This is a genomic window from Pseudonocardia asaccharolytica DSM 44247 = NBRC 16224, assembly GCF_000423625.1.
GTDB lineage: Bacteria > Actinomycetota > Actinomycetes > Mycobacteriales > Pseudonocardiaceae > Pseudonocardia > Pseudonocardia asaccharolytica.
This window is the reverse complement of the sequence record NZ_AUII01000006.1, coordinates 209,322-234,505: the sequence shown is the minus strand read 5'-3', so window position 1 is coordinate 234,505 and position 25,184 is coordinate 209,322. Positions and strand designations below refer to the sequence as shown.

The 25,184-nt window shown below is 71.9% G+C and carries 24 protein-coding genes and 1 pseudogene; 15 read left to right on the top strand and 10 right to left on the bottom strand.

What is annotated here, in order from left to right; genetic code table 11:
* Positions 1–162 precede the first annotated feature (162 nt).
* Positions 163–1,506 (top strand): NADP-specific glutamate dehydrogenase, encoded by a 1,344-nt coding sequence (gene gdhA / locus G567_RS0110065; RefSeq protein ID WP_028929886.1) that lies wholly within the window; start codon positions 163–165, stop codon positions 1,504–1,506.
* Between the two features lie 88 nt (positions 1,507–1,594).
* On the opposite strand, the gene G567_RS0110060 is transcribed toward gdhA, so the two are convergent.
* Positions 1,595–2,545 (bottom strand): proteasome assembly chaperone family protein, encoded by a 951-nt coding sequence (locus G567_RS0110060; RefSeq protein WP_028929885.1) that lies wholly within the window; start codon positions 2,543–2,545, stop codon positions 1,595–1,597.
* 130 nt (positions 2,546–2,675) lie between these two features.
* On the opposite strand from G567_RS0110060, the gene G567_RS0110055 reads away from it, so the two are divergent.
* The 3 genes from G567_RS0110055 to G567_RS0110045 all read left to right on the top strand — a co-directional run bounded on the left by G567_RS0110055 (position 2,676) and on the right by G567_RS0110045 (position 4,716).
* Positions 2,676–3,212 (top strand): MFS transporter, encoded by a 537-nt coding sequence (locus tag G567_RS0110055; RefSeq protein WP_028929884.1) that lies wholly within the window; start codon positions 2,676–2,678, stop codon positions 3,210–3,212.
* A gap of 80 nt (positions 3,213–3,292) precedes the next feature.
* On the top strand, positions 3,293–4,243 hold the full coding sequence (locus G567_RS0110050; protein ID WP_028929883.1) for an ATP-binding protein: 951 nt from the start codon (positions 3,293–3,295) through the stop codon (positions 4,241–4,243).
* Positions 4,244–4,320: 77 nt separating this feature from the next.
* The gene (locus G567_RS0110045) at positions 4,321–4,716 is read left to right on the top strand and encodes an SCO5389 family protein (protein ID WP_028929882.1); all 396 of its coding nucleotides are present in this window, start codon (positions 4,321–4,323) and stop codon (positions 4,714–4,716) included.
* A gap of 65 nt (positions 4,717–4,781) precedes the next feature.
* Here G567_RS0110045 and G567_RS33090 read toward each other — a convergent pair whose 3' ends face one another.
* Complete coding sequence (locus G567_RS33090) at positions 4,782–5,459, bottom strand: PadR family transcriptional regulator (protein WP_084796024.1); 678 nt, start codon at positions 5,457–5,459, stop codon at positions 4,782–4,784.
* A gap of 120 nt (positions 5,460–5,579) precedes the next feature.
* A complete protein-coding gene (locus tag G567_RS0110035) occupies positions 5,580–7,166 on the bottom strand; it encodes a thiamine pyrophosphate-binding protein (protein WP_028929880.1) in 1,587 nt (528 codons plus the stop codon).
* Positions 7,167–7,327: 161 nt separating this feature from the next.
* On the opposite strand from G567_RS0110035, the pseudogene groEL reads away from it, so the two are divergent.
* Positions 7,328–7,489 (top strand): annotated as a pseudogene (groEL, locus tag G567_RS33085) (chaperonin GroEL); the annotation flags it as partial.
* Between the two features lie 59 nt (positions 7,490–7,548).
* On the opposite strand, the gene G567_RS0110025 reads toward groEL, so the two are convergent.
* On the bottom strand, positions 7,549–8,004 hold the full coding sequence (locus tag G567_RS0110025; RefSeq protein ID WP_147201307.1) for a hypothetical protein: 456 nt from the start codon (positions 8,002–8,004) through the stop codon (positions 7,549–7,551).
* A 149-nt stretch (positions 8,005–8,153) separates the two neighbouring features.
* Between G567_RS0110025 and G567_RS35140 the strand changes: the two genes are divergently transcribed.
* Both G567_RS35140 and G567_RS0110015 read left to right on the top strand, forming a co-directional pair.
* Positions 8,154–8,321 carry a hypothetical protein gene (locus tag G567_RS35140; protein WP_028929878.1) on the top strand — a complete coding sequence of 56 codons (168 nt, stop codon included), beginning with the start codon at positions 8,154–8,156 and terminating at the stop codon, positions 8,319–8,321.
* Positions 8,318–8,668, top strand: a complete 351-nt coding sequence (locus G567_RS0110015; protein ID WP_028929877.1) for a YkvA family protein — start codon at positions 8,318–8,320, stop codon at positions 8,666–8,668. The genes G567_RS35140 and G567_RS0110015 overlap by 4 nt, the downstream gene beginning before the upstream one ends.
* A gap of 21 nt (positions 8,669–8,689) precedes the next feature.
* Here the strand turns inward: G567_RS0110015 and G567_RS27955 are convergent, their stop codons facing one another.
* On the bottom strand, positions 8,690–8,998 hold the full coding sequence (locus tag G567_RS27955; RefSeq protein ID WP_147201308.1) for a hypothetical protein: 309 nt from the start codon (positions 8,996–8,998) through the stop codon (positions 8,690–8,692).
* Between the two features lie 32 nt (positions 8,999–9,030).
* Between G567_RS27955 and G567_RS0110005 the strand changes: the two genes are divergently transcribed.
* Entirely contained in the window at positions 9,031–10,500 is a 1,470-nt protein-coding gene (locus G567_RS0110005) for a thioredoxin family protein (protein ID WP_211223883.1), read from the top strand.
* A complete protein-coding gene (locus tag G567_RS36625) occupies positions 10,497–11,003 on the top strand; it encodes a UGSC family (seleno)protein (RefSeq protein ID WP_273701364.1) in 507 nt (168 codons plus the stop codon). The genes G567_RS0110005 and G567_RS36625 overlap by 4 nt, the downstream gene beginning before the upstream one ends.
* 37 nt (positions 11,004–11,040) lie before the next feature.
* On the opposite strand, the gene G567_RS0109990 is transcribed toward G567_RS36625, so the two are convergent.
* Positions 11,041–11,805, bottom strand: coding sequence for a 2-keto-4-pentenoate hydratase (locus G567_RS0109990; RefSeq protein ID WP_028929873.1), 765 nt, complete (start codon positions 11,803–11,805; stop codon positions 11,041–11,043).
* Positions 11,805–12,596: a 2-keto-4-pentenoate hydratase gene (locus tag G567_RS0109985; RefSeq protein ID WP_028929872.1), complete on the bottom strand. Its 792-nt coding sequence runs from the start codon at positions 12,594–12,596 to the stop codon at positions 11,805–11,807. The genes G567_RS0109990 and G567_RS0109985 overlap by 1 nt, the downstream gene beginning before the upstream one ends.
* A gap of 235 nt (positions 12,597–12,831) precedes the next feature.
* Here G567_RS0109985 and G567_RS0109980 point away from each other — a divergent pair, with 235 nt between their 5' ends.
* Both G567_RS0109980 and G567_RS27950 read left to right on the top strand, forming a co-directional pair.
* On the top strand, positions 12,832–16,305 hold the full coding sequence (locus G567_RS0109980) for an indolepyruvate ferredoxin oxidoreductase family protein (protein WP_028929871.1): 3,474 nt from the start codon (positions 12,832–12,834) through the stop codon (positions 16,303–16,305).
* A gap of 447 nt (positions 16,306–16,752) precedes the next feature.
* Positions 16,753–17,694, top strand: coding sequence for a M23 family metallopeptidase (locus G567_RS27950; RefSeq protein ID WP_245585605.1), 942 nt, complete (start codon positions 16,753–16,755; stop codon positions 17,692–17,694).
* 3 nt (positions 17,695–17,697) lie between these two features.
* On the opposite strand, the gene sthA is transcribed toward G567_RS27950, so the two are convergent.
* Positions 17,698–19,104 carry a Si-specific NAD(P)(+) transhydrogenase gene (sthA, locus tag G567_RS0109970; RefSeq protein ID WP_028929870.1) on the bottom strand — a complete coding sequence of 469 codons (1,407 nt, stop codon included), beginning with the start codon at positions 19,102–19,104 and terminating at the stop codon, positions 17,698–17,700.
* A gap of 253 nt (positions 19,105–19,357) precedes the next feature.
* Between sthA and G567_RS27945 the strand changes: the two genes are divergently transcribed.
* From G567_RS27945 to G567_RS0109960, 3 genes are all read left to right on the top strand, one after another.
* The gene (locus G567_RS27945; protein ID WP_147201309.1) at positions 19,358–20,395 is read left to right on the top strand and encodes a DUF4192 domain-containing protein; all 1,038 of its coding nucleotides are present in this window, start codon (positions 19,358–19,360) and stop codon (positions 20,393–20,395) included.
* 104 nt (positions 20,396–20,499) lie between these two features.
* Positions 20,500–21,102 (top strand): AraC-like ligand-binding domain-containing protein, encoded by a 603-nt coding sequence (locus G567_RS37140; RefSeq protein WP_425414242.1) that lies wholly within the window; start codon positions 20,500–20,502, stop codon positions 21,100–21,102.
* Positions 21,081–22,355 carry an acyl-CoA dehydrogenase family protein gene (locus G567_RS0109960; protein ID WP_028929869.1) on the top strand — a complete coding sequence of 425 codons (1,275 nt, stop codon included), beginning with the start codon at positions 21,081–21,083 and terminating at the stop codon, positions 22,353–22,355. Before G567_RS37140 ends, G567_RS0109960 begins: the two co-directional genes overlap by 22 nt.
* Positions 22,356–22,379: 24 nt before the next feature.
* Here the strand turns inward: G567_RS0109960 and galE are convergent, their stop codons facing one another.
* Together galE and G567_RS0109950 are read right to left on the bottom strand one after the other, a co-directional pair.
* Positions 22,380–23,342 carry a UDP-glucose 4-epimerase GalE gene (gene galE, locus G567_RS0109955; protein ID WP_028929868.1) on the bottom strand — a complete coding sequence of 321 codons (963 nt, stop codon included), beginning with the start codon at positions 23,340–23,342 and terminating at the stop codon, positions 22,380–22,382.
* Positions 23,343–23,455: 113 nt separating this feature from the next.
* Positions 23,456–24,184: an iron-dependent transcriptional repressor DtxR gene (locus G567_RS0109950; RefSeq protein ID WP_028929867.1), complete on the bottom strand. Its 729-nt coding sequence runs from the start codon at positions 24,182–24,184 to the stop codon at positions 23,456–23,458.
* An 80-nt stretch (positions 24,185–24,264) separates the two neighbouring features.
* Between G567_RS0109950 and G567_RS0109945 the strand changes: the two genes are divergently transcribed.
* Positions 24,265–25,128, top strand: a complete 864-nt coding sequence (locus tag G567_RS0109945; protein ID WP_028929866.1) for a sulfurtransferase — start codon at positions 24,265–24,267, stop codon at positions 25,126–25,128.
* Positions 25,129–25,184 lie beyond the last annotated feature (56 nt).

The following is a 25,184-nucleotide window of genomic DNA, read 5'->3' as shown; positions in this document are numbered from 1 at the left end:
GCGAGGTCACACGGCCCAGGTGGGGGGCGTGAGGACAGTCTCAACGCTGGCGTGAAAGCCGGACGAACAGAGAGCATCTGGACGGACGCCCGTCCGAGCACCTCACTGGGGACGGCAGCTTCGGACGAGGTGCCCCATGAGCCATGCCACCCGGAGGCAAGAGTGTCGCTACACGGTGATCTGGAGCCGATCTACGCGAACGTCCTGGCGCGCAACCCGGGGGAGCCGGAGTTCCATCAGGCTGTCCGCGAGGTGCTGGAGAGCATCGGACCTGCCGTGGACAAGCACCCGGACTACGCGGACGCGAAGATCATCGAACGGATCTGCGAGCCGGAGCGCCAGATCATCTTCCGGGTCCCATGGCAGGACGACCGCGGGGAGATCCACATCAACCGGGGCTTCCGGGTGGAGTTCAACAGCGCGCTCGGCCCCTACAAGGGCGGCCTGCGCTTCCACCCCTCGGTGCTGCTCGGGACCGTCAAGTTCCTCGGCTTCGAGCAGGTCTTCAAGAACGCGCTGACCGGGCTGCCGATCGGCGGGGCGAAGGGCGGTTCCGACTTCGACCCGAAGGGCCGCTCCGATCGTGAGGTCATGCGGTTCTGCCAGAGCTTCATGACCGAGCTCGCCCGGCACATCGGGGAGTACACCGACGTCCCCGCGGGCGACGTCGGCGTCGGGGCGCGCGAGATCGGCTACCTGTTCGGGCAGTACAAGCGGATCACCAACCGCTACGAGTCGGGAGTGCTGACCGGCAAGGGCCTGATCTACGGCGGAGCGCAGGTCCGTCGCGAGGCGACCGGCTACGGGTGCACGTTCTTCGTCGAGGAGATGCTGCGGGCCCGCGGGGAGTCCTTCGACGGCAAGGACGTCGTGGTGTCCGGCTCCGGCAATGTCGCGATCTACACGGTCGAGAAGGTGTACCAGCTCGGCGGCCGGGTGGTGGCCTGCTCGGACTCCACCGGATACGTCCGCGACGAGAAGGGCATCGACATCGAGCTGCTCAAGTATGTGAAGGAGGAGCGCCGAGAACGGATCAGCGCCTACCTCGAGGCGCGCTCCGATGCCGACTTCGTGCCCGGCGGGTCGGTCTGGGAGGTCCCCTGCCACGTCGCGATGCCGTCGGCCACACAGAACGAGCTCACCGAGGCCGACGCGATCAGGCTGGTCCGCAACGGCTGCATCGCGGTGGGGGAGGGCGCGAACATGCCCACGACGCCCGAGGGCGTGCGGGTGCTCAGGGAGGCCGGCGTCGCGTTCGGGCCCGGCAAAGCGGCCAACGCCGGTGGCGTCGCGGCGTCCGCGCTGGAGATGCAGCAGAACGCCTCCCGTGACTCGTGGTCGTTCGAGTACTCCGAGGAGCGTCTGCGCGACATCATGCGCGGCATCCATGCGCGGTGCTTCGAGACGGCCGAAGAGTACGGGATGCCGGGTGACTACGTGGCCGGCGCGAACATCGCGGGCTACGCGCGGGTCGCCGAGGCGATGCTGGCCCTCGGCCTGGTCTGATCCCCTGTGAGTGCGTGACAGTGTTCTGACACTGTCACGCACTCACAGGCCCGGTTCATCTGCGAAGATGCGGCGTGGCCGGGCGGGGTCAGCTCGGCGAGGCGGGGCCGGACGCGTCGTCGTCGGGGCCCTGCTCCGTTCCCTCGCCGTCCTGGCTGGCGAGGAACCGTTCCACCTCCGCGGCCAGCTCCTCCGCGCTGGGCAGTTCGCCGCCCAGTCCCGTCTGCCTGAGCCTGCCGCGGCCGCTGGACACCATGTCGTACTGCCGTTCGAGGGCCTGTACGACGTGTGCGATCTCCTCCGAAGCCTGTACCTGGGCCGCGATCTGTGCCTCCGCGCGCTCGGCCGCCGTGGTGAGCGACTCGGTCGGCAGGAACAGTCCGGCGGCGACCCCCGTGTGGTCGAGCAGGGTGCGAGCGGCCTGCGGGTACTCGGTTCGCGCCAGGTAGTGCGGCACGTGCGCGGCGAAGCCCATCGCGTCGAGCCCGGCCTGGCCGAGCCGGTACTCCAGCAGCGCGACGGCGCTGCCAGGAACCTCCGCGGTGGTGAACCAGGCCTCGTGCCCCTCGGTCAGCTCACGGCGCGTCGCGTGCGCCGTGACGCCGAGTGGCCGGGTGTGCGGGACGGCCATCGGAATCCCCATCAGGCTGACCACCAGGCGAATTCCGAACCGGCGCACGATCTGCTCCATCGCGGCCACGAAGCGCTCCCACTGGGTGTCCGGCTCGGGGCCGGTGAGCAGCAGATACGGGGTGCCGCCGGTATCGGTCAGCACGGAGATCTCCAGCGCGGGGGCGTCGTAGCCGGCCCAATGGTCGGACTCGAAGCGCAGCGGCGGGCGTCGCGAACGGTAGTCGATGAGCTGGTCGACGTCGAACCGCACGACGGCTGTGACGTCCCGGCCCTCCCGCAGCGCCGCCGCGGCCAGCCGTCCGGCCGCACCGGCGTCCACGAACCCGTCAAGGGCGACCACCAGCACCGGATCGGTGAGCTGCGGGGAATCCGCATCCACCTGGTAGAGCTCTTCGGGTTCCAGCACGGTTTACCTCCGACCAATCCACTGTCTCCACTGCGGGCAGCCTCTTGGTCAAACGTGAGACTGCCCGCACAGCATCCCGTTTCGTACCCGGAACAACGCACCATGGTCTCGCTATGACGGTCGTTTCTCCATGACGGAACATCGCAGCCGGTGGAGCGTCTGGACGATCGGCCTGGTCGCGTACCTGATCGGAGTGATGCATCGGACGTCGTTCGGGGTCGCGGGTCTCGATGCGGCGGACCGGTTCGGCGCCGCCCCCGCCGTGCTCTCGGGGTTCGTCGTGCTGCAACTGCTCGTGTACGCGAGCCTGCAGGTGCCGGTCGGCGTGCTGCTCGACCGATTCGGTGCCCGCATCCTCGTCGTGACCGGGGCGCTGACCATGGCTGCCGGTCAGCTGCTGCTGGCGCTGGCGGCGTCGGTCCCAGTGGCGGTCCTGGCGCGGGTGCTGGTCGGCGCCGGGAACCCGGCTGGGCCTGTGGACGCATCTGGGTACCCGGTTCTCGGACACCGGCAGGGCACCGCGGTCGGGATCGTCAACGTCGGCGGGTTCGCCGCGGCGTTGCTGGTGATGCTCGCCGTCGGGCCCGGCGCAAGCTCGCCGCCACGGGGACGCCGGTACTGCCGCTGCGCGCGGCGCTCGCCGCGCAGGGGGACGAGAACCGGCTGAACCGGGGCCCGCCATGATCACTCGTTAGTGATAACCACTATCGTTACCGTGTTCCTGGATGTGGAAACGAGGGGAGTGCGGTGCGGATCGCGTTCGTCGGCAAGGGCGGCAGCGGAAAGACCACGATGGCGGCTCTGTTCAGCCGCTACCTGGCTGAGCTCGGCCGTCCCGTGCTCGCCATCGACGCCGACATCAACCAACATCTCGGTCAGGCACTCGGCGCGGAGGGCGCACCGCCCCGGCCACTGGGTGCGGATCCCACCTGGCTCAAGGACCATCTGCGCGGCGACAACCCCCTCGTGCCCTCCGCGGACATGATGATCAAAACGACGCCGCCCGGTCCGGGGTCGCGGCTCCTTGACCTCGACTGGTCCGGCGAGCTGTTGCGGCGGTACGTGGCCACGGCACCGGGTGGAGTGCGTTACCTGGTCACCGGCGAGTTCGACGAGGACGACATCGGCGTCTCCTGTTACCACGCCAAGACCGGCGCGGTGGAGCTCTACCTCAACCACCTGCTCGACGGCGCGGGGGAGTATGTGGTGGTCGACATGACCGCGGGGGCCGACGCCTTCGCCTCGGGCCTTTTCACCCGCTTCGACCTGACGGTGCTGGTCAGCGAACCGACCCGGCGCGGCGTCGGGGTGTACGAGCAATACACCGAGCACGCCGCCGGGCACGGCCTGGCGCTGCGGGTGCTGGGTAACAAGGTCAGCGACGCCGCCGACGTGCGCTACCTGCGCGAGCGGGTCGGTGACGCGTTGATCGGATGGCTGGGGCAGTCGGCATGGGTGCGCGCTGCCGAACGTGGCGACCCACTGCCGCTCGACCAGCTCGAGCCCGACAACCTCGCCGTCCTCCGCGCGCTGCACGCCGACCTCGACGCGCAGCAGCGCGACTGGGCGGCGTATCACCGCGGCACCGTCGAGTTCCATCTGCGCAATGCCGCCGCCTGGGGCAACCGCGCCGTGGGCGCGGACCTCGCCGCCCAGGTGGCCCCTGGATATGCACCTTCGGCGCCCGTGAGTGCGTAACAGTGTTCTAACACTGTTACGCACTCACAACCCTCGCTGATCTGCTCTTTTCGATTGCCACCCCTGAAGGAGGATTCATGTCCCTCGACGTCCCCACCGCCGTCCTCGAGGCGGCCGGCCGCGGCGATCTCGACGACGCGCGGTTCCTCGCCGTCGTCCGCGACTCGCTGCCCTACGCCTGGGAGGTCGTCTCCGCGGCCGCCGACGACCGGGCCGCGCGGCCGGACGCGCCGTTCGGCGAGCACGAGGTCCCGCCCCCGTCCGAGCAGGCCCGCGGCCAGTTGCTGCGCGCGCTCGCGAGCAATGCGATCCGGGGCGCGCTAGAGCGGCATTTCGGGGTGGTGCTGGCCTTCCAGAACTGCCACCGGGTCGCCGCCTTCGCGCCTGCCGCGGTCGACTCGTCCCACTACCGCGAGTTCGTCTCCCCGCGCGGGCAGGTGCTCAACCAGAGCCCGGAGCTGCGCGACTGCTGACGTGCGCTTTCGGCGCCTGTGAGTGCGTAACAGTGTTCTAACACTGTTACGCACTCACAGGCGGTCTATTCGGCGAGGAGACGGTAGATCGTCTTGCGCGCCTCGGCGAGAGCCGCGGTGGCGGTCTGGATCTGCTCCGCGCTGCCGGTGGCCATCACCTGGTGGGCGGCGGCGTGCAGCTGGCCCAGCTGCTCCCAGAGCTCGGCGGTGTCGTCGTCCGGATCCTGCCCGACCGACTCCCAGACCCGGTCCAGCTCGTCGCGGTGCTCGGTGACGTAGCGGGTGCCCTCCTCGGTGAGGTGGACGACGCGACGCCCCTCGGTCTGCTCGACGCGGACCAGGCCTTCGTCCTCGAGCTGCGACAGCGTGGGATACACCGATCCGGGGCTGGGCCGCCACGCTCCGCCGGAGCGTTCGGCGATCTCTTGGATGATCTCGTAGCCGTGCCGCGGCTGCTCCGCGACGAGCGCGAGCACGGCGGCGCGGACGTCGCCGCGGTTGGTCCGCCTGCCGCGGCGACCGCGGAAGCGCCACGGCGGTCCTGGCGGCGGGAACCCGGGCCCGAAGCCAGCGCCGAACCGGGCTCCGCCTCGGCGTCCGCGCCGAGGGCCGCCGGAGTGGGGGTGCTCCCCGGCGCCGGGAGGGTTGTGTGGGCCGGCCATCGCGGTCCGGAAGGCGGCGCGAGGGCCGCCGGGGAATGCGCGGAACCAGCGGGGGTCCCACGGGGGATTCACGGCATGCATCGTTCGTCTCCTTGATCGTCTTCTGGTGACGAGCCTCTTCTCGATCGGCTCGTGTAGTAACACGATATATCGCGATCTGATCGATAACAAGGTTCGGCGATGCACTCATGCTCGTTGCCCTCAGCCCTCGTGCCAGCGCGGCGAGGTCGTGCGCGGCGGCAGCAGCCGGGCCGGTACCCGCACCAGATGCGGACCGCCACGCAGCGCCCCGCCCAGGGCGGCGGAGAGGCCGTCCTCGATCGCCGGGACGTCGGTCGCGGGCAGCCCGAACGCGGCGGCCAGCGCGATGAAGTCCGGGGTCACCAGATCGACACCCGCATGCGGTGCGCCCGCCCGGTCCTGGTCGTAGCGCAGCATCCCGTACCCGCCGTCGTCGATCACGAGGACCGTGACGGGCAGCCGCTCCTGCACGAGCGTGGCGAGCTCGCCCAGCCCCATCGCGAGCCCACCGTCGCCGCAGACGGCGAGTACCGGCCCGCCCGCCGCGGCGGCGCCGAGCGCGGCGGGCAGCCCGAATCCCAGGGTTCCCCAGCCGACCGGGTAGGCCAGCCCGCGGGGGGCGGGCACGGATGCGTAACCGCCGACCCAGTACCCACCGACCGCCATGTCGCAGACCAGCATCGTGTCCGGGGTCCGGGCGGCGTCGACCGCGTCGAGCAGGGCGACCGCCTCCGCCGTCGCCGGGTCGGTGCGCAGTCGGTCGAGGACCTGTTTACGCAGGTCTCCGGGCGCCCACTCGGGATGTTTCGGGATCCGGGCGAGCAGCCCCGCGAGCGCCCGATCCATCCGGCCGGCCACCGCGGCGTCGGCGTCCCACTCCGGCGGGTCGGCCGGTGCCGCCGGCTCGACGGTGACGAGCCGCTCCGGGCGGGGCATCGTCCAGTTCCGGGTGTTCATCCCGTCGAGGTCGCCGCCGACGGCGAGCAGTACGTCGGCCGCCTCGATCAGCTCCGCCACCTCGGGCTCGTGTGGTGGCACGCCGAGCGCCCCCGGCATCCCCCGAGCCTGGTAGCTGGTGACGACGGGCGCCCCGAGCCGCTCGGCCAGCGCTGCGACACCGGCCGCGGCCCCGACCGCTGCCTGCCCGGCCCACAGCACGACCCGCGCGCCGCGCAGCAGCGTCGCCGCGGCGTCGAGGTCGGCGTCGTCCGGCAGCGGCTCGGGCGCCATCGCCGTCTCGGGCCGGGGCGCCGCGGCCTCGCCGAGGACGTCGGCGGGCACATCGAGATAGACCGGCCCGCGTGGCTCCCGCAGCGCGGTCGCGACGGCCGCGTCGACCGCGGAGGCCACCTCGGCCGGATTCCGCGGCCGGAACACGGCCTTGGCCAGCGGCGCGAACAGCGCCGCCTGATCCCGCGACTCGTGCAGCACCCCGCGCAGCCGGCCCGGCCTGCGCAGGGCCTCCGGGATCTCCGAGGCCACCAGCAGCACCGGCGATCCGGCGGCCGCGGCCTCACCGAACGCGGCGACGGTGTTGGCCGCGCCCGGCCCGGTCGTGACGACGGCGGCGCCGAGCCGCCCGGTGCGCCGTGCCCACCCGTCGGCGGCGTAGACCGCCGCCTGTTCGTGCCGGACGACCACGGGCGCGTCCCCCGGATCGCGCCAGAACGCCAGGTTGTGCACCCCGGGCAGGCCGAACACGGTCCGGGCGCCGTGCCGGCGCATCGCGTCGAGGAGTTGCCGGGCCACCGTCACGTCCGTCGCCACGCTGCGACTCTAATCAGATTCGACCCTGAATCGGCCGCTGTGCCGCATCGTCGTACGAGGAAGCGCGCCGCGGGCTCGAGCCCGGCATGAACACCCTCGCCGACGCCGTCAAGGTGGCACTCGGCCCGCGCGGCCGCTACCTCCTCCTGGTCAGCTCCTAGATCTCGACCGTCAAGGACCTGCTCCCGCTGCTGGAGAAGGTCATGCAGTCCGGCAAGCCGCTGGCGATCATCGCCGAGGACGTCGAGGGCAAGGCACTGGCCACGCTCGTCGTCAACAAGATCCGCGGCACCTTCAAGTCGGTCGCGGTGAAGGCGCCGGGCCGACGCCACACCAGGTGCGCGGCCCGGCGCCGCGACCAGGACCCAGCGAGGACGGCGGGTCAGCCCAGAGCGCCGCAGTGCTCGTCGATGAAAGCCTGCAGGCGGCGGCTCGCCTCGGCGAACGCGGGATCGCTCGCGCGCCGTGCGAGCTCGGGGTCCGTCCCGATGGCCGCCGGGTCGCCGCCGGCCGTCTCCAGGGCCCGCAGCTGCAGCTCGGCGATCTGGGCGGCGTGCTCGAAGTCGGCGCGGATCTGCGGTGGCGCGGCGTCGATGACCTGCTGGTTGGTCCGCCGGACGGAGTCCGCGACGTCGCCCAGCCCGGCCACCGGCGTGCCTGCCGCCAGCATCGCGAGCGGCCGGGCCGCATCCACGTTGGCCTGCACCGCGGCGCAGAACGGCGAACCCGCCGACACCGGCGACGCGGCGGCCGGGAGGTCATCGCCCGCCGATCCGCCACACGCTCCCGCCGCCACCAGGATGGGGGTGAGCAGTGCGGCGCGCAGGATCGGGCGCATCGTCGGCACTCCAAGGCTGTCGTCGGGAGCGGGCGGGGGACAGAGCGGTCACCATAGGGGAGACCCGCAGGGGCATCCCGGGAACTCCCTGATGCGGCGAATCGTCCTGTTGGTGGAGACTGAAGACGCGGTCGACGGGAGGACGAGCAATGCTGAAGGTGTTGGGGATCCTGCTCCTGATCTGGATCGCGATCTCCGTGATCGGGGCGATGTTCAAGTTCCTGGCCTGGGCGGTCGTGATCGGGGCGCTGGCGTTCGCCGGGGTGGCGGTGTGGTCGGCGGTGACGGGCCGTTCCGACCGCAAGTCCCTGCGATGAACCCACGCCGGATCGCGGCATTCCACGCGCTGTGGCGAGTGGTGTCGCAGGCGGGCAGGCCGGGGGATCCCGGTCTCGGTGAACGGGTTCGCGCGTTGCCCCGGATGCTCGCCGGTGCGGTCGTCGGACGCTACCCGGGGCTGAGGTACGGCAGGCTGGCCCTGCTCATCGCGGCGGTCGCCTACCTCGTTTCGCCGCTCGACGTGGTGCCCGAGGCGGCCTTGATGATCCTCGGCTTCGTCGACGACACGGTCGTCGCGCTGTGGCTCGGGGGTGCGTTCCTCGGCGAGACACAGCGATACCTGCAGTGGGAGCGCGTGCGTTCCGCGGTGCCGGCCCCGGCCTGATCACCGGCGGGCGGCGGGTTGTCAGTCTCGGACGTTGACCCGCAGCAGCCGTTCCGAGGCGGCCATCCAGATCGCGAAGGCGGCGGCACCCGCCTCGAACGCGAGCAGGTCGTTGGTCCAGCTCGCCGGGACGCGGTGCCGGTCGGGCGAGAGCAACAGCAGGCCGGACAGCAGGTTGATCGAACCCCAGACCGCGTTGACACCCGGACCGGAGTCCCGGCCCGCAAGCGGGGTGAGATGACGACGTCCGGTGATGGCGGTGGCCAGGTGCGGAGCACTGTTGCTCACCAGCATTCCCGCGATGAACGAGCGCAGTCGCGATGATCTCACAGGCTCCAGGCTAGTCGCGTTAGCATCGCCGGGTGCCCGAACGCGTCGCGCTGGCCCCGGCGCCTCCTGCCGGTGCGGGATTGCCCGCCGACGGACTGGTCGCGGTCGTCAAGCGGGACTGCCCGACCTGCCGGCTCATCGCGCCGGTGCTCGCGCAGCTGGGTCCCGGGCTCGTCGTCTACAGCCAGGACGATCCGGCGTTCCCGGCGGGTCTCGCCGACGTCCGCGACGACACCGGGCTCGACGTGAGCGTGGCGCTGGGGATCGAGACGGTTCCGACGCTGCTGCGGTTCGGCGGTGGCACCGAGGTGGGCCGCACCGAGGGCTGGCTGCGGGAGGCGTGGGAGGAACTGGCCGGGGTCGCCGGGCTGGGGACCGGCCTGCCCGAGTATCGACCAGGCTGCGGCTCGCTGACCCACGACCTCGAGGTGGCCGACGAGCTGCTGGTTCGCGCCCGCGGCGGATCGCTGGCGGCCCGACGGCTGGAGATCGCGGCGCTCGAGGACGAGGCCGAGGCGCTGTTCGAGCGGGGTTTCACCGACGGGCTGCCGGTCGTCGCGCCGACCCCGGCGCGGGTGTTGCGAATGTTGCAGGGCACCACGCGGGAGCCCGGCGAGGTCGTCGCCGTCGTGCCGCCGAACCTGGCCGGGGCGACCGTGGAGAAGGTCGCGATCAACGCGGTCCTCGCCGGCTGCCGTCCGGAGTATCTGCCGGTTGTGCTCGCGGCCGTCGAGGCCGCGAGCACCGACGAGTTCAACGCCCACGGCCTGCTGGCCACGACGTGGGGTGCCGCGCCCGCGATCATCGTGAACGGACCGGTCGCGCGGGCGCTCGGGATGAACGGCGGCGGCAACGCGCTGGGCCAGGGCAACCGGGCCAACGCGACGATCGGCCGGGCATTGCAGCTGGTGATCCGCAACGTGGGCGGCGGCCGTCCCGGCGAGGTGGACCGGGCGACGCTCGGACACCCCGGCAAGATCGGTTTCTGCTTCGCCGAGGACGAGGCGGGATCCCCGTGGGAGCCGCTGGCCGTCGCGCGCGGGATCGCGCCGGGGACATCGGCGGTGACGGTGTTCGCCGCCGAGGGTCCCCGCGGGGTGGTGGACCAGATCTCCCGGACCCCGGACTCGCTGGCTCGCTCGCTGGCGGCGGGGCTGCGCGCCGTCGCGCATCCCAAGCTGGCGCTGGCGTTCGACGCGACGCTGGTGGTGTGCCCCGAGCACGGGCGGGTGTTCGCGCAGGCCGGCTGGTCGCGCGGGCGGCTGGCCGCGGAGCTGGCCGAGTTGTTGCTGCTCGAGCCCGCCGAGATCGTCCGCGGTGCCGGCGGGATCGCCGAGGGGATTCCGGCGGGGGCTGCCCGTGGCCCGGTTCCCAAGTTCCGGCCGGACGGGCTCATGATCGCTTATGCGGGCGGCGGTGCCGGGATGTTCTCGACCGTGATCGGCGGCTGGGTCGGCGGGCCCGGTGGTAGCAGGCCGGTGAGCAGGGAGGTTGGCTCTTGATCGTGCTCGATCCCACCGACGAGCGCTCGCCGGTTCGGCGCGAGCCGCTGCGGCGAAGATCCGTGCTGGACGGCGTGCGCGTCGGGCTGCTGGATATCGCCAAGCCGCGCGGCGACGTCTTCCTCGACCGGCTGGAGTCGCTGTTCGCCGGGCGCGGGGTCACCGTGCGGCGCTACGTCAAGCCGACGTTCACCAAGCCGATGCCGCCTGACCTGCGCCGGGAGATCGCCACCGAATGCGACGTGGTCATCGAGGCGCTCGCCGATTGAGGCTCCTGTACGTCGTGCAGTGTGCACGACTTCGTCGCCCTGGAGGGCCTGGGCATCCCCACGATGTTCGTCGTCTCCAGCGAGTTCGCCGACGCGGTGGATGCGCAGGCGCGTGCCCTGGGGTATGCCGCGATACCCGCGGTGTACGTGCCGCACCCGATCCAGGACCGCACCGACGACGAGATGCGCGCGCTCGCCGATCAGGCATGGTTGACCGCGCCTGTGAGTGCATAACAGTGTTCTAACGCTGTTACGCACTCACCGGGGGGTGTCAGCGGCAGCCCAGCTCGACGGTGCCCAGCCGGTCGATCGAGGCGACGACGACGTCGCCCGCGGTGACGGGAGCCGCGGCGGTCAGCCCGCCGGAGAACACGATCTCGCCCGCGTGCAGTCCTTCGCCGTCGGCGGCCAGCCTGCGGACCAGCCACGCCACGGCCGCGGCCGGATGCCCGAGCGACGCCGCCCCGGAGGCGGTCGCGACGACCTCGCCGTTGCGCTCCAGCACCACCCCGACCAGCCGCAGGTCGATCCCCGCCGGCGGAACCGGGGCGCCGACCACGAACCGTCCCGCGGAGGTGTTGTCGGCGACGACGTCGGCCATGGTGAAGCGGTAGTCGCGGTACCGGGAGTCGATCACCTCGATGCCGACGGCCACCCCGGCCGACGCCGCAATGACGTCGGCCGCGGTGACATGCGGTCCGGCCAGGTCGCGGCCGAGCATGAAGACGATCTCGGGCTCGCAGCGGGGCTGGATGAGGTTGCCGGTGTCCAGCGGGGCGCCGAGATCGAGTGCGTTGGCCCCGGCGAGGAAGCCGTAGATCGGGTCGCTCACCCCGACCTGCGCCTGCTTGGCCCGCGAGGTGAGGCCCAGCTTCCAGCCGACCAGCGGTCCCGCGGCGGTGCGCAGCTCGCGCTGCACGGCGTAGCCCGTGGCCAGGTCGAGCTCTCCGAACTCGCCGGAGAGCTGGTCGATCGCGGTCCGGTCGGCGACGGCCTTGGCCAGGCGCGCGGCCAGGTCGGCGGTGTTGACGGTCATCAGGCGCTCCCTCCCACTCGGATGGTCACCGGGCCCAGCCGGTCGAACTCGGCCCGGAACACGTCCCCGAACGTCATCGGAACCGCCGCATGCAGCGCGCCGGTCATGATCAGGTGTCCCGGTTCGAGGGCGACACCGTGCTCGCCGAGCACGTTCGCCAGCCACGCGACGACCGCGACGGGGTCGCCGAGCGCGGCGGCGCCCGCGCCGGTGTCGATCAGCTCCCCGTTACGGGTCAGCGTCATCCCGATCAGCCGGGGGTCGGTACCGTCGAGCGCCACGATCTGGCTGGAGGTGGCCATCGCGCCGTTGGACGCGAGGTCGGCAACGGTGTCGGCGAGCTTGATCCGCCAGTCGGCGATCCGCGAGTCGACGATCTCCATGCCGGCCACCGCGCCGGCGATCGCGGCGCGAGCCTGGGTGACGGTGACTCCGGGACCGGCCAGCCGCTCGCCGAGCACGAAGACGATCTCGGCCTCGATCTTGGGCTGGATGAAGCGGTCGAGCGGGACGGTGTCGCCGTCGCGGTAGACGGTCGAGGCGAGGACCGGACCGTAGTCGGGGGAGTCGACGCCGATCAGCTGCTGCATCGCCTTGGAGGTCAGGCCGACCTTGTGCCCGATGATCCGGTCCCCGTCGGCCAGCAGCAGCGGCACGAGCTCGGCCTGGATCGCGTACCCGTCGGCCATGTCCAGGTCGGGTTCGGCGTCGGTGAACGGCGGGATCGGTATCCGGGTCCGACGGGCTTCGTAGAGCGCCCGCGCCTTGGCGGGCGCATCCGTCACGGCCATTGGTGTCCTCCTGGAGTGCGGTCGGCGGTGATCGTGGCGGGACTCCCCGCCGCGCGTCACCGACCTCGTCTCATTCTCCGGAACGCCGGCCGCGGGGGTCCGGGGCCCGGCGCCGTATCGTGCATCGGCCCGCCGTGCGCGTGGTTGCGGTGGGGCAGAGTGTGGGCAGTGTGGCCGCCGCGGTCTGTGCCGGTGGCGGGCTCACGGACGCAACCCGTGACGTGGAGCGATGCCGATGACCGCCCAGAACTACCGACCCGAGGCCATCCCCGTCGGCTTCGATCTGCGCGACCGCTATCGCGCGCGGACCGGCCCGGTGTTGCTGACCGGGGTCCAGGCGATCGCCCGGCTGCTGGCCGAACAGCACGCCGCCGACGCCGCCGCAGGCCTGCGCACCGCGTCGTTCGTGTCCGGCTATCAGGGCAGCCCGCTGGGTGGGCTGGACAAGATCCTCGCGGCCGCGCCGGAGCTGGCCCAGACCGCCGGGCTGGAGTTCGTGCCGGGCGTGAACGAGGAGCTCGCGGCGACCGCGGTCTGGGGCAGCCAGGTGGCGGTGCCCGGCCACGGACGAACGGTCGACGGAGTGGTGGGGGTCTGGTACGGCAAAGCGCCCGGGGTCGACCGGGCGGGCGACCCGATGCGCCACGGCAACATGTGCGGGGCGCATCCCGCCGGGGGTGTGCTCGTGCTCGCCGGCGACGATCCGGGCTGCAAGTCCTCGACCATTCCGTGTATCTCCGAGCGCACCCTGGCCGGGTACGGGCTGCCGGTGCTCTACCCGTCGAACGCTCAGGAGATCGTCCGGCTCGGCCGGTACGGGGTGGCGCTCTCGCGGGCGTCGGGCATGTGGGTCGGCATGAAGATCACCGCGGACGTCGCGGACGGCGTGTACACGCTCTCCGCCGACTGCGGCGAGGTGGAGATCACGGTCCCGGAGCTGGAGTGGGAGGGACGGGGCTGGGTCTACGAGCAGGTGCCGATGCTGATCCCGCCGGGGTCGCTGCGGGCCGAGGCGCAGCTGTACGGCCCGCGCCGGGCGATGCTGCGCGCGTTTCTGGCCGCCAACCCGATCAACACGGTCGAGGTCGACCCGCCCGAGGCCTGGCTGGGCATCGTGGCCGGGGGCAAGGTGTTCACCGACGTGCGGCAGGTGCTGCGCGACCTCGGCCTCGACGACCCCGATCCCGATACCGCGTGCCGACGGGCCGGGATCCGGCTGCTGCGGCTGGGCATGATCCATCCGGTCGAACGCGAGCTGCTCCGGGAGTTCGCCGCCGGGCTGGACACCGTGCTGGTGGTGGAGGAGAAGTCCGCCTTCGTCGAGTCGGCGGTCCGCGACGCACTGTACGGGCTTCCGGACGCGCCCGCGGTCCTCGGCGAGCGCGACGCCGACGGCGTGCCACTGGTTCCCGTCGCGGGGGAGCTGACCGCGGGCGCACTGGCCGCGCCGCTGCGCCGGGTACTGGACGCCCGGGTCGCACTGGCGCCGCCGTCCGCGCCCCGGCCGGTGCTGGAGATCCTGCCGGTCGAGCGGTCCCCGTACTTCTGCTCCGGCTGTCCGCACAACCGCTCGACCGTCGTGCCCGACGGCGCGGTCGCGGGCGGTGGGATCGGCTGCCACGCGATGGTCGCGATCACGCCGCAGCCGTCCAGTGAGGTCTCCTCGATCACCCAGATGGGCGGGGAGGGCGCGCAGTGGATCGGCCAGTCGCCGTTCACCACGGCCGGGCACATGTACCAGAACATAGGCGACGGCACGTTCGCGCATTCCGGGCAGCTCGCCGTGCAGGCCTGCGTCGCCGCCGGGGTATCGATCACCTTCAAGCTGCTCTACAACCGGGCCGTCGCCATGACCGGCGGCCAGGACGCCGAGGGCGGGCTCGAGGTACCGGCGCTGGCGGCGAAGCTGCTCGCCGAGGGCGTCAAGAAGATCATCGTCTGTGCCGACGAGCCGGAGCGCTACCGTGCGCTGCCGCCGCTGCCCGCCGGGGTCGACCTGTGGCACCGAGACCGGTTCGCCGAGGCGCAGCGGATGCTCGCCGAGGTCGAGGGCGTCACGGTGCTCGTGTACGACCAGCGGTGTGCCGCCGAGTCCCGCCGCATGCGCAAGCGCGGCACGCTGCCGGTGCGGCCCATGCGCGTCGTGATCAACGAGGCGGTGTGCGAGGGCTGCGGCGACTGCGGGGCGAAGAGCAACTGCCTTTCGGTGCAGCCGGTCGACACTGAGTTCGGCCGCAAGACGCGGATCGACCAGACCTCGTGCAATACCGACTATTCCTGTCTGGACGGCGACTGCCCGTCGTTCGTGACGGTGGAGCTCCCGCCCGGGGCGGCACCCGCGAAGCCTCCGGTCTCCCGGCCGGAGCCCCCGCCGGTACCGGACGTGTCCCGCGGACCCGACGGTGACGTCTTCCTGGCCGGGATCGGCGGAACCGGCATCGTCACGGTCAACCAGGTGCTCGGTTCCGCTGCGGTCCGCGATGGCCTCGCGGTGCACGGTGTCGATCAGACCGGGCTCTCGCAGAAGGCAGGCCCGGTCACCTCGCATCTGCGGATCGCGGCCGACGAGGCGGCGCTCGGCCCGGCCAACCGGATCGGGCCCGCGCAGGCGGGGTGCTATCTCGCCTTCGACCCGCTCGTCGGCGCGGATCCGAGGAACCTCGGCTACGCCTCGTCGGAGGCGACCACGGCCGTGGTCTCGACGAGCACCGTCCCGACCGGTGCCATGGTCCGCGACGCCTCGGTCGCCGCCCCGGACCCCGACGCGCTGGTGAAGCGGATCGCGCGGGTGAGCCGCGAGGTGGTCCGGATCGATGCCCAGGCCGCGGCCCACGCGCTGTTCGGTGACACCATGCCGGCGAACCTGCTGCTGGTCGGGGCCGCCTACCAGTCCGGCGCGCTTCCGTTGTCGGCCGCCGCGATCGAGTGGGCGATCGCGCTCAACGGGGTCGCGGTCGCGGTCAACACCGCGGCGTTCCGGTGGGGACGGGCGGCCGTCGCCGACCCCGCGGCGTTCGCCGCCGCGACGACCGGTCCCGCGGCCCCCGGGACCGGGGCGTCACGGTTGCCGACCGGCATCGATCTCGGCGAGCTGGCGGGGGAGACCCGGCGGCTGGTCGAGATCCGGGCCGCGCAGCTGGTCGGGTTCTCCGACGAGCGGACCGCGCGTCGCTATGTCGCCGATGTGCTTGCGGTGTGGCGAGCCGAGCGGGCAGTGGGGGAGGCGACCGGGTTCTCCGCGGCGGTCGCCCACGGGCTGCACAAGCTGATCGCCTACAAGGACGAGTACGAGGTGGCGCGGTTGCTCACCGACCCGGACTTCGAGGCCCGGCTCGCCGCCGAGGTGCCGGGTGGGCGCAGGCTGCGCTACCGGTTGCAGCCGCCGCTGCTGCGCGCCATGGGCCGGGACACAAAGATCGCCTTCGGTCCGTGGCTGCGGCCGGTGCTGAAGGCACTGGCGCGGGGCAAGGTGCTGCGCGGCACCCCGTTCGACCCGTTCGGCCGCACCGCGGTGCGGAAGCTGGAGCGCCTACTGGCCGCCGAGTACCGGGCGCTGATGTTGCGGCTCGCCGCCTCCCTCACGGCCGAAACCTATGCGACGGCGCTCGCCGCGGCGCAGGCCGCCGATCTGGTGCGTGGCTACGAGGACATCAAGCTCGCGGGCGTCGAGCGTTACCGGGCTCGGCTGGCCGCGCTGGGCGTGGGGTGAGCGGCATCGGCTCCGGGGGACGCATGGTGTGACGCGTTGCGTGGGTCTTGACCCGCGCCGGTCCCGGCGTTCTCGATCTCGGCCTGAAGCCGGGCGCCGCGACATCGGCGCGGCGACCGGCTGTCGTTCGGCCCCGTAGCAACGATGTGTCCGTGATCCGTCACGCTGGGTGAGCAGCCGAGGGAGGATCTGCGGTCCCTCTGCGGTGAACGGCAGGCTAATCTCCGGCGTGTCGTGCGTGACACGCCGAGGATCCGCTCGTCGCGCCCGCTCGCCCGATGGTCTCAGCATCACGCCGAATCGGTTTCGCTTTCCGGGCCGACCGTTAGCGTCGCATCCGGATCGCATCACGGCGCGGTCACGAAACGGACTCGGATCGAACCCCGATCGATCCGCCCGCCCCCCACGGGACGTCCGTCCGGGCCGTGAGATCCGGAAGGAAAGGTCGTGTCACGGCACCGCTCCCCCAAGGGCCGTCGCGCGCACCACGGCCCCCCGCTGCTGGCCGCCTGGTCGGTAGCGGGGGCCGGAGGTACGCACCGGGCCCTGTCCCCAACTCGTCCGACGCCCCCGCGATGGGCGGCCACTGCCGCCGCCGTCATCGCCGGAGGCACCCTCGCCGGCGCGGGCTATGCTGCCCAGACCGGCGATCTGCCCGTGGTGACCGATGCGGCGCACATGCTCCGCCTCGGCGCCGAGCAGCCCACCGGTTCCGGTGCACCCGCCCCGGCCGAGGGGCCCGTGATCGGCGCGGACCTGGCGGCGCTGGCGGCACCGCAGGCCGCGGCACCCGCGCCCGGCACGACTGCGAGCCTGGTCGCGGCCGTCGATCCGCGCCAGGAAGCGGCCACTGCCGCTGCGAAGGCCACGGACGCGGCGGCGGCGGTGCAGGCGGTTCAGGTCGCGAAGGCACAGGAGGCCCAGCGGGCGAAGACGGCGCAGGCGGCGAGGCCCCCCGCGCAGGTGCAGGTCGCGCTGGCGGCACAGGTGAAGTCGGCCGTGGGCGGCGTGCAGGTGGTCGCCGGCCGGGTCAGCTCCGGTTTCGGGATGCGCGGCGGCGCCATGCATTCGGGCCTGGACATCGCCGCCCCGATCGGAACCCCCATCCACACGCCGCTGGCCGGCACCGTGATCAGTTCCGGGCCCGCGAGCGGCTTCGGGCTGTGGGTCCGGGTCCAGCACGGCGACGGCACCATCACGGTCTACGGTCACATCAACCGCTCGCTCGTGCAGGTCGGCCAGAAGGTGTCCGCGGGCCAGCAGATCGCCGAGGTCGGTAACCGCGGCCAGTCCACCGGACCCCACCTGCACATCGAGGTGATCAGTCCGGGCGGGCAGAAGATCAACCCGCGGCCGTGGCTGGACTCCCACGGGTTCCGCTACCGGTGACGCTCAGCCGCCGAAGGTCTGCACGGCACGGATCTTGTTCGTGGCGTCCAGCGCCGCGACCTTGTAGGCCTCCGACAGCGTCGGGTAGTTGAGGACGGTATCGACCAGGTAGTCGACGGTGCCGCCGCAGGCCATCAAGGTCTGTCCGATATGGACCAGATCGGTGGCACCCGAGCCGAACAGGTGCACGCCGAGCAGCGTGCGGTCCTCGGTGGACACCAACAGCTTGAGCATGCCGTACGGATCGCCGACGATCGCTCCACGGGCCAGTTCGCGGTACCGCGACATCCCTACCTCGTACGGCACCGCCGACTCGGTCAGCTCCGCCTCGGTCTTCCCGCAGTAGGAGATCTCCGGGACCGTGTAGATGCCGATGGGCTGCAGTGCCCGCAACTGCTGGGCAGGTTCGCCGAAGGCGTGATAGGCGGCCAGCCTGCCCTGGTCCATCGCTGTCGCCGCCAGCGCCGGGAAGCCGATGACGTCGCCGACCGCATAGATGTGCCCGACCTCGGTGCGGTAGTCGTCGTCGACCGCGATCCGGCCGCGCGCGTCGGCCGAGAGGCCGGCCTTGTCCAGATACAGCTCCTCCGTGACGCCTTGGCGTCCGGCCGAGTACATGACCATGTCGGCGGGGATCTTCTTGCCGCTGGCCAGGCTGGTGACGGTCCCGCGCTCGGCCACCTCGACCTTCGCCACCTTCTCGCCGAACCGGAAGGTCACGGCGTGGTCGCGCAGGTGGAACTTCAGCGACTCCACGACCTCGGGGTCGCAGAACTCCAGCATCTGCGGCCGTTTCTCGACCACGGTGACCTTCGTGCCGAGCGCGGCGAACATCGACGCGTACTCGATGCCGATCACTCCCGCACCCACCACGACCAGCGACGAGGGGATGCGTTGGAGCCGCAGCACCGCGTCGGAGTCCACGATGTGGTCGTCGTCGAACTCGACCTCGTCGGGCCGCGCCGGTCGCGTCCCCGTGGCGATGACGATCTTCTCCGAGGAGACGGTGACGTGCTCCCCGCGGGTGCTGCCGCCGACGACGACCGTGTGCGGGTCCTCGAAACGTGCGGTACCGCCGAGGATGTCGACGTGGTTGCGCAGAAGCTGGTTGCGGATCACCTCGACCTCGCGGCCGATGACGTGCCGGATGCGTGCCAGCAGATCGGCGATGGTGATCTCGGATTTGACGCGGTAGCTCGCGCCGTAAATATCGCGCTGGGCGAAGCCGGTGAGGTAGAGAACCGCCTCGCGGAAGGTCTTCGACGGGATGGTCCCCGTGTTGACGCACACCCCGCCCATCATGTCGCGGCGCTCTGCGATGCTGACCCGCTTGCCGAGCTTCGCGGCGGCGATCGCCGCCTTCTGGCCGCCTGGCCCTGAACCGATCACCAGCAGGTCATAGTCGTACACCGGGCGCCTCCCGCCCCTGCCCGAACCCGGCGCGGCCGGCGGACGCGCGGCAGGCTCGCGCTGGCGTTCCGGCCCGAAGCCACGTGAACAAGTTCTCGACGTTAACACTGGGCGAGGACATTTTCCGGCCGAGCGGACCGCGCCGTCCACAACGTGCTCACCGAGGGCGGCGAACCGGGCTCGAGGAACGGGTTGTCCACAGTCCGCGGTCGCCGTGCTGGCCGTGAGCGGCACGCCCGCGCACGCTGCGGTCATGACATCCCTCGGAGTGCCCGACCACCCCTCCACCCGGCCCGGTCTCCCACGCCCGGCCACCGCGCGGGTGCGCGATCCCGGCGAGCTCGTCGCGGTGGTGCCCGTGCTGCTGGGTTTCCACCCGGGCGACTCGCTGGTGGTCATCGGGATCGGGGATGCCGGTGACGACTCGGGCGGGCGGCTCGGGCTGACGCTGCGTATCGACCTGCCCCCGCCGGCGGACACCGTGCCGGTGTGCCGGGCGGCGGCCGAAACGATGAGCGCGAGCTCCCCGGCCGGTGCCGTGGTGATCGTGCTCGGTGGGTCGGCCGGGGCAGGTGTCCCGCGGCCCGATATCGCCACGGCGGTCACCGACGAGCTCGAGGCGATCGGGATCGGGGTACACGCAACCATCTGGGCCCGCGACACCGCCGCCGGGGCGCCGTGGGCGTGCTATCCGCCGTGCGGCTGCTCCGGAGAGCTTCCCGATCCCGCGGCCACGGTGGCCGCAGCCGCGGCCGTCGCGGCGGGTCAGGTCGTCTACGCCGATCGAGCCGAGCTCGAGCGGCAGGTCACCCCCGCCGACGCGGAGCGGCTGCGGAGGCGCGACCGGCTGCTCAACCGGGTCTTCGATGCCGCCGCCGTCCCGGGCGTCTCGCCGGCCTCCGAGCAGGCAACCCTGGACGCCGCACTCGTGGCCGCCGAGGCGGGGCGGCTCGAACTCGACGATGCCGGGGTTGTGGCGTTGGCAGTGGCGCTGCAGGTTCCGGAGGTCCGCGACCGTGCCCTGGTCGAATGTGTGGGGCGGCGCGCCGCGGCCGCCGAGCAGTTGTGGGCCGCGCTCACCCGGGAGCTGCCCGACCCGGAGGCGGCGGACGCGGCCACGCTGCTCGCGGTGGCCGCGCTCGCCCGTGGCGACGGCGCGCTGGCCAATGTCGCACTCAACCGCGCGCAACAGGCGTGGCCGGGGCATCGCCTCAGCGCGGTGCTCGGGGAGGCGGTGGCGAGCGGGTTCGGGCCCGTGCAGGTGCGCCGCTGGCTGGGCACTGATGGCTGAGGCATGGATCGCCGCCCGCGGTCACGAGCGCCCGCCCGTCGCGCCGATGACCTCCATTGCGTCCCCGATGCCCTGCTGCTAGACACCTGGTCGCGGCGGTCGGCGTGGCAGCTGGTCCGCACAGCAGCGTCCGGGAGGATCGCGTGTACTGGACAACGGCGGACCATCCGATCAAGGATCAGCTCGGCTACTGGGCTGACGTCGTATGTGAGGCCTTCACCCCGCTGGCTCCGGCACGCACACGACGCCATCTGGCGCGGAGCCGCCATACCGACGGGATGCGTGGTTGGGTTCGCTCAGCGCCGCTCAGCTCGACCAGCTGCGCCGAGATCGCGTCCTGTACGCAACTCCTCACCCACGGCAACACGGAGGTCCATCGCTCACCGGCAGACATGGTCTTCGTGAACCTGCAGTTGACCGGAACGTGTCGCGGCGAGCAGGACGGCCGGCAGTGTGTGGTCGCACCCGGGGACCTTCGCACTCTTCGACACGACCCGGCCATATCGGTTGGAATTCGAGGAATCAGCGGCCGGCGAACCGTGGCGCGTGTTGTCGTTCCGGGTGCCTCCGTCGCATGTTGCTGCACGATCATCCCTGCCCTGGTGCAGAGACGTCCATCCAGTCATTGCCCCGGTGGCCCGAAACTGCAGGCTGAAGCACTTTCCCAGAAGCGAGGAGTGGATCAGTGGCGATTGACTTCACCATGAGTGATGGCCAGCAGGAGCTTCAGAAGAACGCGCAGGCGTTCGCGGAGAGCGTGCTGCGTCCGGTTGCCGAGCGCATCGACCGCGCCGCCGACGGCTGGGAGGCGTTCCTGGCCGGCCGGGAGGCCTACCGCGAGATGGCCAAGGCCGGCTTCACCAGGTCCTTCATCCCGGCCGAGCACGGCGGCGCCGGCTTCAGCATGATCGACTTCGCGGTTGCCGCGGAGGAGCTCGCCCGGGTGGACATCAATGTGCCGACGACGCTGCTGGCGAGTGGGCTCGGCCTGCAGCCGATCATCCAGTACGGCACACCGGAGCAGAAAGAGCGCCTGCTCCGTCCGTTCGCGGCCGACGGGGAGGGAGATCTGCTGGCCTCCTACGCCTTCACCGATGTCGCCGGTGGCGCGAACTTCGACTCACCCGACCCGGCCGGCGGTATCCAGACGACGGCCCGCCGGGACGGCGACGAGTGGGTCATCACCGGGCAGAAGCACTACACGACCAACGGAACCGGCTGGGACCGCATCGGCTGCCACCTGTACACGGTGGTGTGCCGGACCGAGCCTGCGGGGGGTGCTGATGAGTCGCTGGCGGTGATTGCGGTACCGGGCGACGTCGCGGGGATCACCGTCAGCGACGTCTACGACAAGATCGGTAACCGGGGCGTCGTGACGCCGCGGGTGGATTTCGACGGCGTCCGGGTGCCGGTCGACAACCTCATCGGGGAGCCGGGCCGCCTCGGAAAGCAGATCGTGTCCGGCGCATTCAGCTGGACCGCCGCGTTGATCGGGGCGGCCTGCGTCGGCACGATGCGGGCGGCGTTCGAGTACGCCCTCGACTTCGCCCGGACCGAGAAGCGGCTGGGCACCGTACCGGTGATCGAACACCAGAACGTCGGGTTCATGCTCGCGGACATCAAGATGCGCATCGAGGCCTGCCGCTACCTGACGTGGAAGGCGTGCCACGACTTCGATCGCACCGGCGGGCTGACCGAGGAGCTGCCGATCATGACGAAGGTGTACTGCTCCGAGGCCGCGGTCAGCGCGGTCTATGACTGTATGCAGGTCGTCGGGATCGCCAGCTACACCCGCGATCTCGCGCCGCTGGAGCGGATGATGCGCAACGCGATGGTCTTTCCGCTCTACGACGGGGGCAACCAGGGGGTACGGCGGCGACAGCTGCACGACATCCTCCGTCAGCCCGGGTACGACTCGATGCTCGCCGCTCGCGGGGATGTTCCCCCGTGGCGGCAGTAGGCTGCGCCGCCCTCGGAGCCCGGCTCAGACCGGCAGGCGATCCTGGGTGAAACGCCAGGCGTCGGCGATGATGCCGGCCAGCTCGGTCCGCACCGGGTTCCAGCCCAGCTCGGCCATGGCCCGGTCGCTGGACGCCACCAGGATCGCAGGATCGCCCGGCCTCCGCGGCGCCGCGGAGGCCGGGATCGGGTGGCCGGTGACGGCGCGGCAGACCTCGATGACCTCGCGCACCGAGAACCCGCGGCCGTTGCCCAGGTTGTAGATCCCGTGCCGGCCGGGCTGAGCGTGTTCCAGCGCGAGCAGGTGGGCGTCGGCGAGATCGTCGACGTGGATGTAGTCGCGGATGCAGGTGCCGTCCGGGGTGTCCCAGTCGTCGCCGTAGACCTGCACTGCCTCGCGCTGCCCGGTGGCCACCTGCAACACGATCGGGATCAGGTGGGTCTCCACCGTGTGCCGCTCGCCGTAGCGGCCGTGCGCGCCGGCCACGTTGAAATAGCGCAGGCTCACCGCGGCCAGTCCGTGCGCGGCGGCGTAGGAGGTGATCATGTAGTCGATGGCCAGCTTGCTCGCGCCGTACGGGTTGGTCGGGCGGGTCGGGGCGTCCTCGCGGATCGGCACCTGCTCGGGCTCACCGTAGGTGGCGGCGGTGGAGGAGAAGACCAGGCGCGGGGTGCCGTTCGCCCGCATGGCCTCCAGCAGCCGCAGCGACGTCACGACGTTGCCGTCCCAGTACAGATGTGGGCGCTGCACCGACTCGCCCACGAGCGAGCGGGCGGCGAAGTGCAGGACGCCGTCGAAGCCCTCGGCGAGCACCTCGCCGGCCAGCTCAGCCAGATCGCCCTCGACGAATCGGCAGCCGTCCGGCACCGCATCCCGGTGACCGGTGGACAGGTCGTCGAGCACGACCACGTCGTGGCCGGCCTCGGTCAGGTGCGCGGCGCACACACTGCCGACGTAGCCGGCTCCGCCGGTGACGAGCAGCTTCACAGGTTCCTCCACGGGCGGCGGTGTCGGGCTGCACGATGCAGCGTACGAACGCTCTCATGCGCCGCGCCGGCCGCGGTCGCCGGGCGTTGCCCTGCGACCGTTCCCTCCACCCGTTACTGGGCGCGCACCAGCACGGCGTGCGCGATGAGCGGCGCGACAGTGGCCTCGGCGCCGTCGGCAACCACCGGGACGGCGTCGCCGAACCGAGGGATCGCGCGCACCTCGACGTCGCTCCCGGGGACGACCCCGGCGCTCTTGAGCTCCGTCATCAGGTCCGAGTCCACCTGGACGTGTTCGGCGATGCGGCGGACCTCGACCCGGCCGCCGCCGCGGCGGGCGAACTCGTCGAGCCGCTGGAGCCCCAGTTCGAGGGTGGGTGGTGCGGACACCGCGGTGCTCGTGCCGCTGGCCGAGCCGGGCTTGGCCGACAGCTCGCTCAGCCCGGGGATCGGGTTGCCGTAGGGGGAGATCGTCGGGTTGTCGAGCAGCTGCACGAGCTTGCGCTCCACCGCGTCGCTCATGACGTGCTCCCAGCGACAGGCCTCGGCGTGCACATACTCCCATTCCAGGCCGATCACGTCGGTGAGCAGGCGCTCGGCGAGCCGGTGCTTGCGCATGACGGCGACGGCACGGGCCCGCCCTGCCTCGGTGAGCTCGAGGTGACGGTCGCCCGCGACCACGACCAGCCCGTCGCGTTCCATCCGGGCGACGGTCTGGCTCACGGTCGGTCCGCTTTGTCCGAGTCGCTCCGCGATGCGCGCCCTCAGCGGGACGATCCCCTCCTCCTCGAGTTCGTAGATGGTCCGCAGATACATCTCGGTGGTGTCGATGAGCTCGTTCACGGCCGGCCCTTTCGTAGCTTTCCCTATCCTAGCCGGGTCGGACCTGCGTCACGGTCGCCATCCTGGGGGACGATGAGGTCGTGTCCCCGTTGCTCACACCCACTGACCTGGCCCGATGGCTGAGCCGACGCGACCTGCGGCACCGCCCGGTGGTGCTGGACGTCCGCTGGCGCCTCGGCGGTCCGCCCGCGAAGGCCGACTACGAGACCGGCCATCTGTCGGGTGCCGTGTACGTCGATCTCGACACCGAGCTGGCGGGAGCGCCCGGGGCAGGGGGCCGCCATCCACTTCCCTCGCCAGAGCGGCTCGGTGCGGTCCTGCGCGGCGCCGGGGTCCGTGCGGACTCGGCGGTCGTGGCCTACGACGACGGCAACGGATCGGTCGCGGCCCGGGCCTGGTGGCTCCTGCGCTGGGCCGGGCTGGCGCCCGAGCAAGTGGCGGTCCTCGACGGTGGCTTTGCCGCGTGGGTGGCCGAAGGTCGCGCGGTATCGGCCGAACCCGTTGACCCCGAGCCCGGCGACGTCGTGGTGCGCCCCGGTGGCATGCCGGTGCTCGACGTCGAGGCCGCGGCCGAACTGGCACGCACCGGGATCCTGCTGGATGCTCGCGCCGAGGCGCGCTACCGCGGCGATACCGAGCCGGTCGATTCGCGAGCGGGGCACATTCCCGGTGCCCGCAACGCGCCGGCCACGGGCAACGTCGGTCCGGACGGGCGCTGGCTCGACCCCGAGGCTCTGGCCGCGCGGTTCGCCGCGCTCGGCGTGGACGGCACGGGAGCGGTCGGCGCCTACTGCGGCTCCGGGGTCAACGCGGCGGCGCTGGTGCTCGCCCTCGAACACGCTGGCCTGGCCCCGGAGGATCGACCGGCCGGGCTATATGTGGGGTCGTGGTCGCAGTGGAGCGCCGACCCGACCCGTCCGGCGGCGACCGGGAGCCGGCCATGACCGTCCGGAACAGGACCGCTCGGAACGGGACCGCCCGGCGCGCGGGACGGTCGGTA

Coding starts and splice junctions, on each gene's coding strand:
- G567_RS0110055 (WP_028929884.1), top strand. CDS start 2,676: ATGACGGAACATCGCAGCCGGTGGAGCGTCTGGACGATCGGCCTGGTC.
- G567_RS0110045 (WP_028929882.1), top strand. CDS start 4,321: ATGTCCCTCGACGTCCCCACCGCCGTCCTCGAGGCGGCCGGCCGCGGC.
- G567_RS33090 (WP_084796024.1), bottom strand. CDS start 5,459: ATGCATGCCGTGAATCCCCCGTGGGACCCCCGCTGGTTCCGCGCATTC.
- G567_RS0110025 (WP_147201307.1), bottom strand. CDS start 8,004: ATGCGCCCGATCCTGCGCGCCGCACTGCTCACCCCCATCCTGGTGGCG.
- G567_RS35140 (WP_028929878.1), top strand. CDS start 8,154: ATGCTGAAGGTGTTGGGGATCCTGCTCCTGATCTGGATCGCGATCTCC.
- G567_RS0110015 (WP_028929877.1), top strand. CDS start 8,318: ATGAACCCACGCCGGATCGCGGCATTCCACGCGCTGTGGCGAGTGGTG.
- G567_RS0109990 (WP_028929873.1), bottom strand. CDS start 11,805: ATGACCGTCAACACCGCCGACCTGGCCGCGCGCCTGGCCAAGGCCGTC.
- G567_RS0109985 (WP_028929872.1), bottom strand. CDS start 12,596: ATGGCCGTGACGGATGCGCCCGCCAAGGCGCGGGCGCTCTACGAAGCC.
- G567_RS0109980 (WP_028929871.1), top strand. CDS start 12,832: ATGACCGCCCAGAACTACCGACCCGAGGCCATCCCCGTCGGCTTCGAT.
- G567_RS27945 (WP_147201309.1), top strand. CDS start 19,358: ATGACATCCCTCGGAGTGCCCGACCACCCCTCCACCCGGCCCGGTCTC.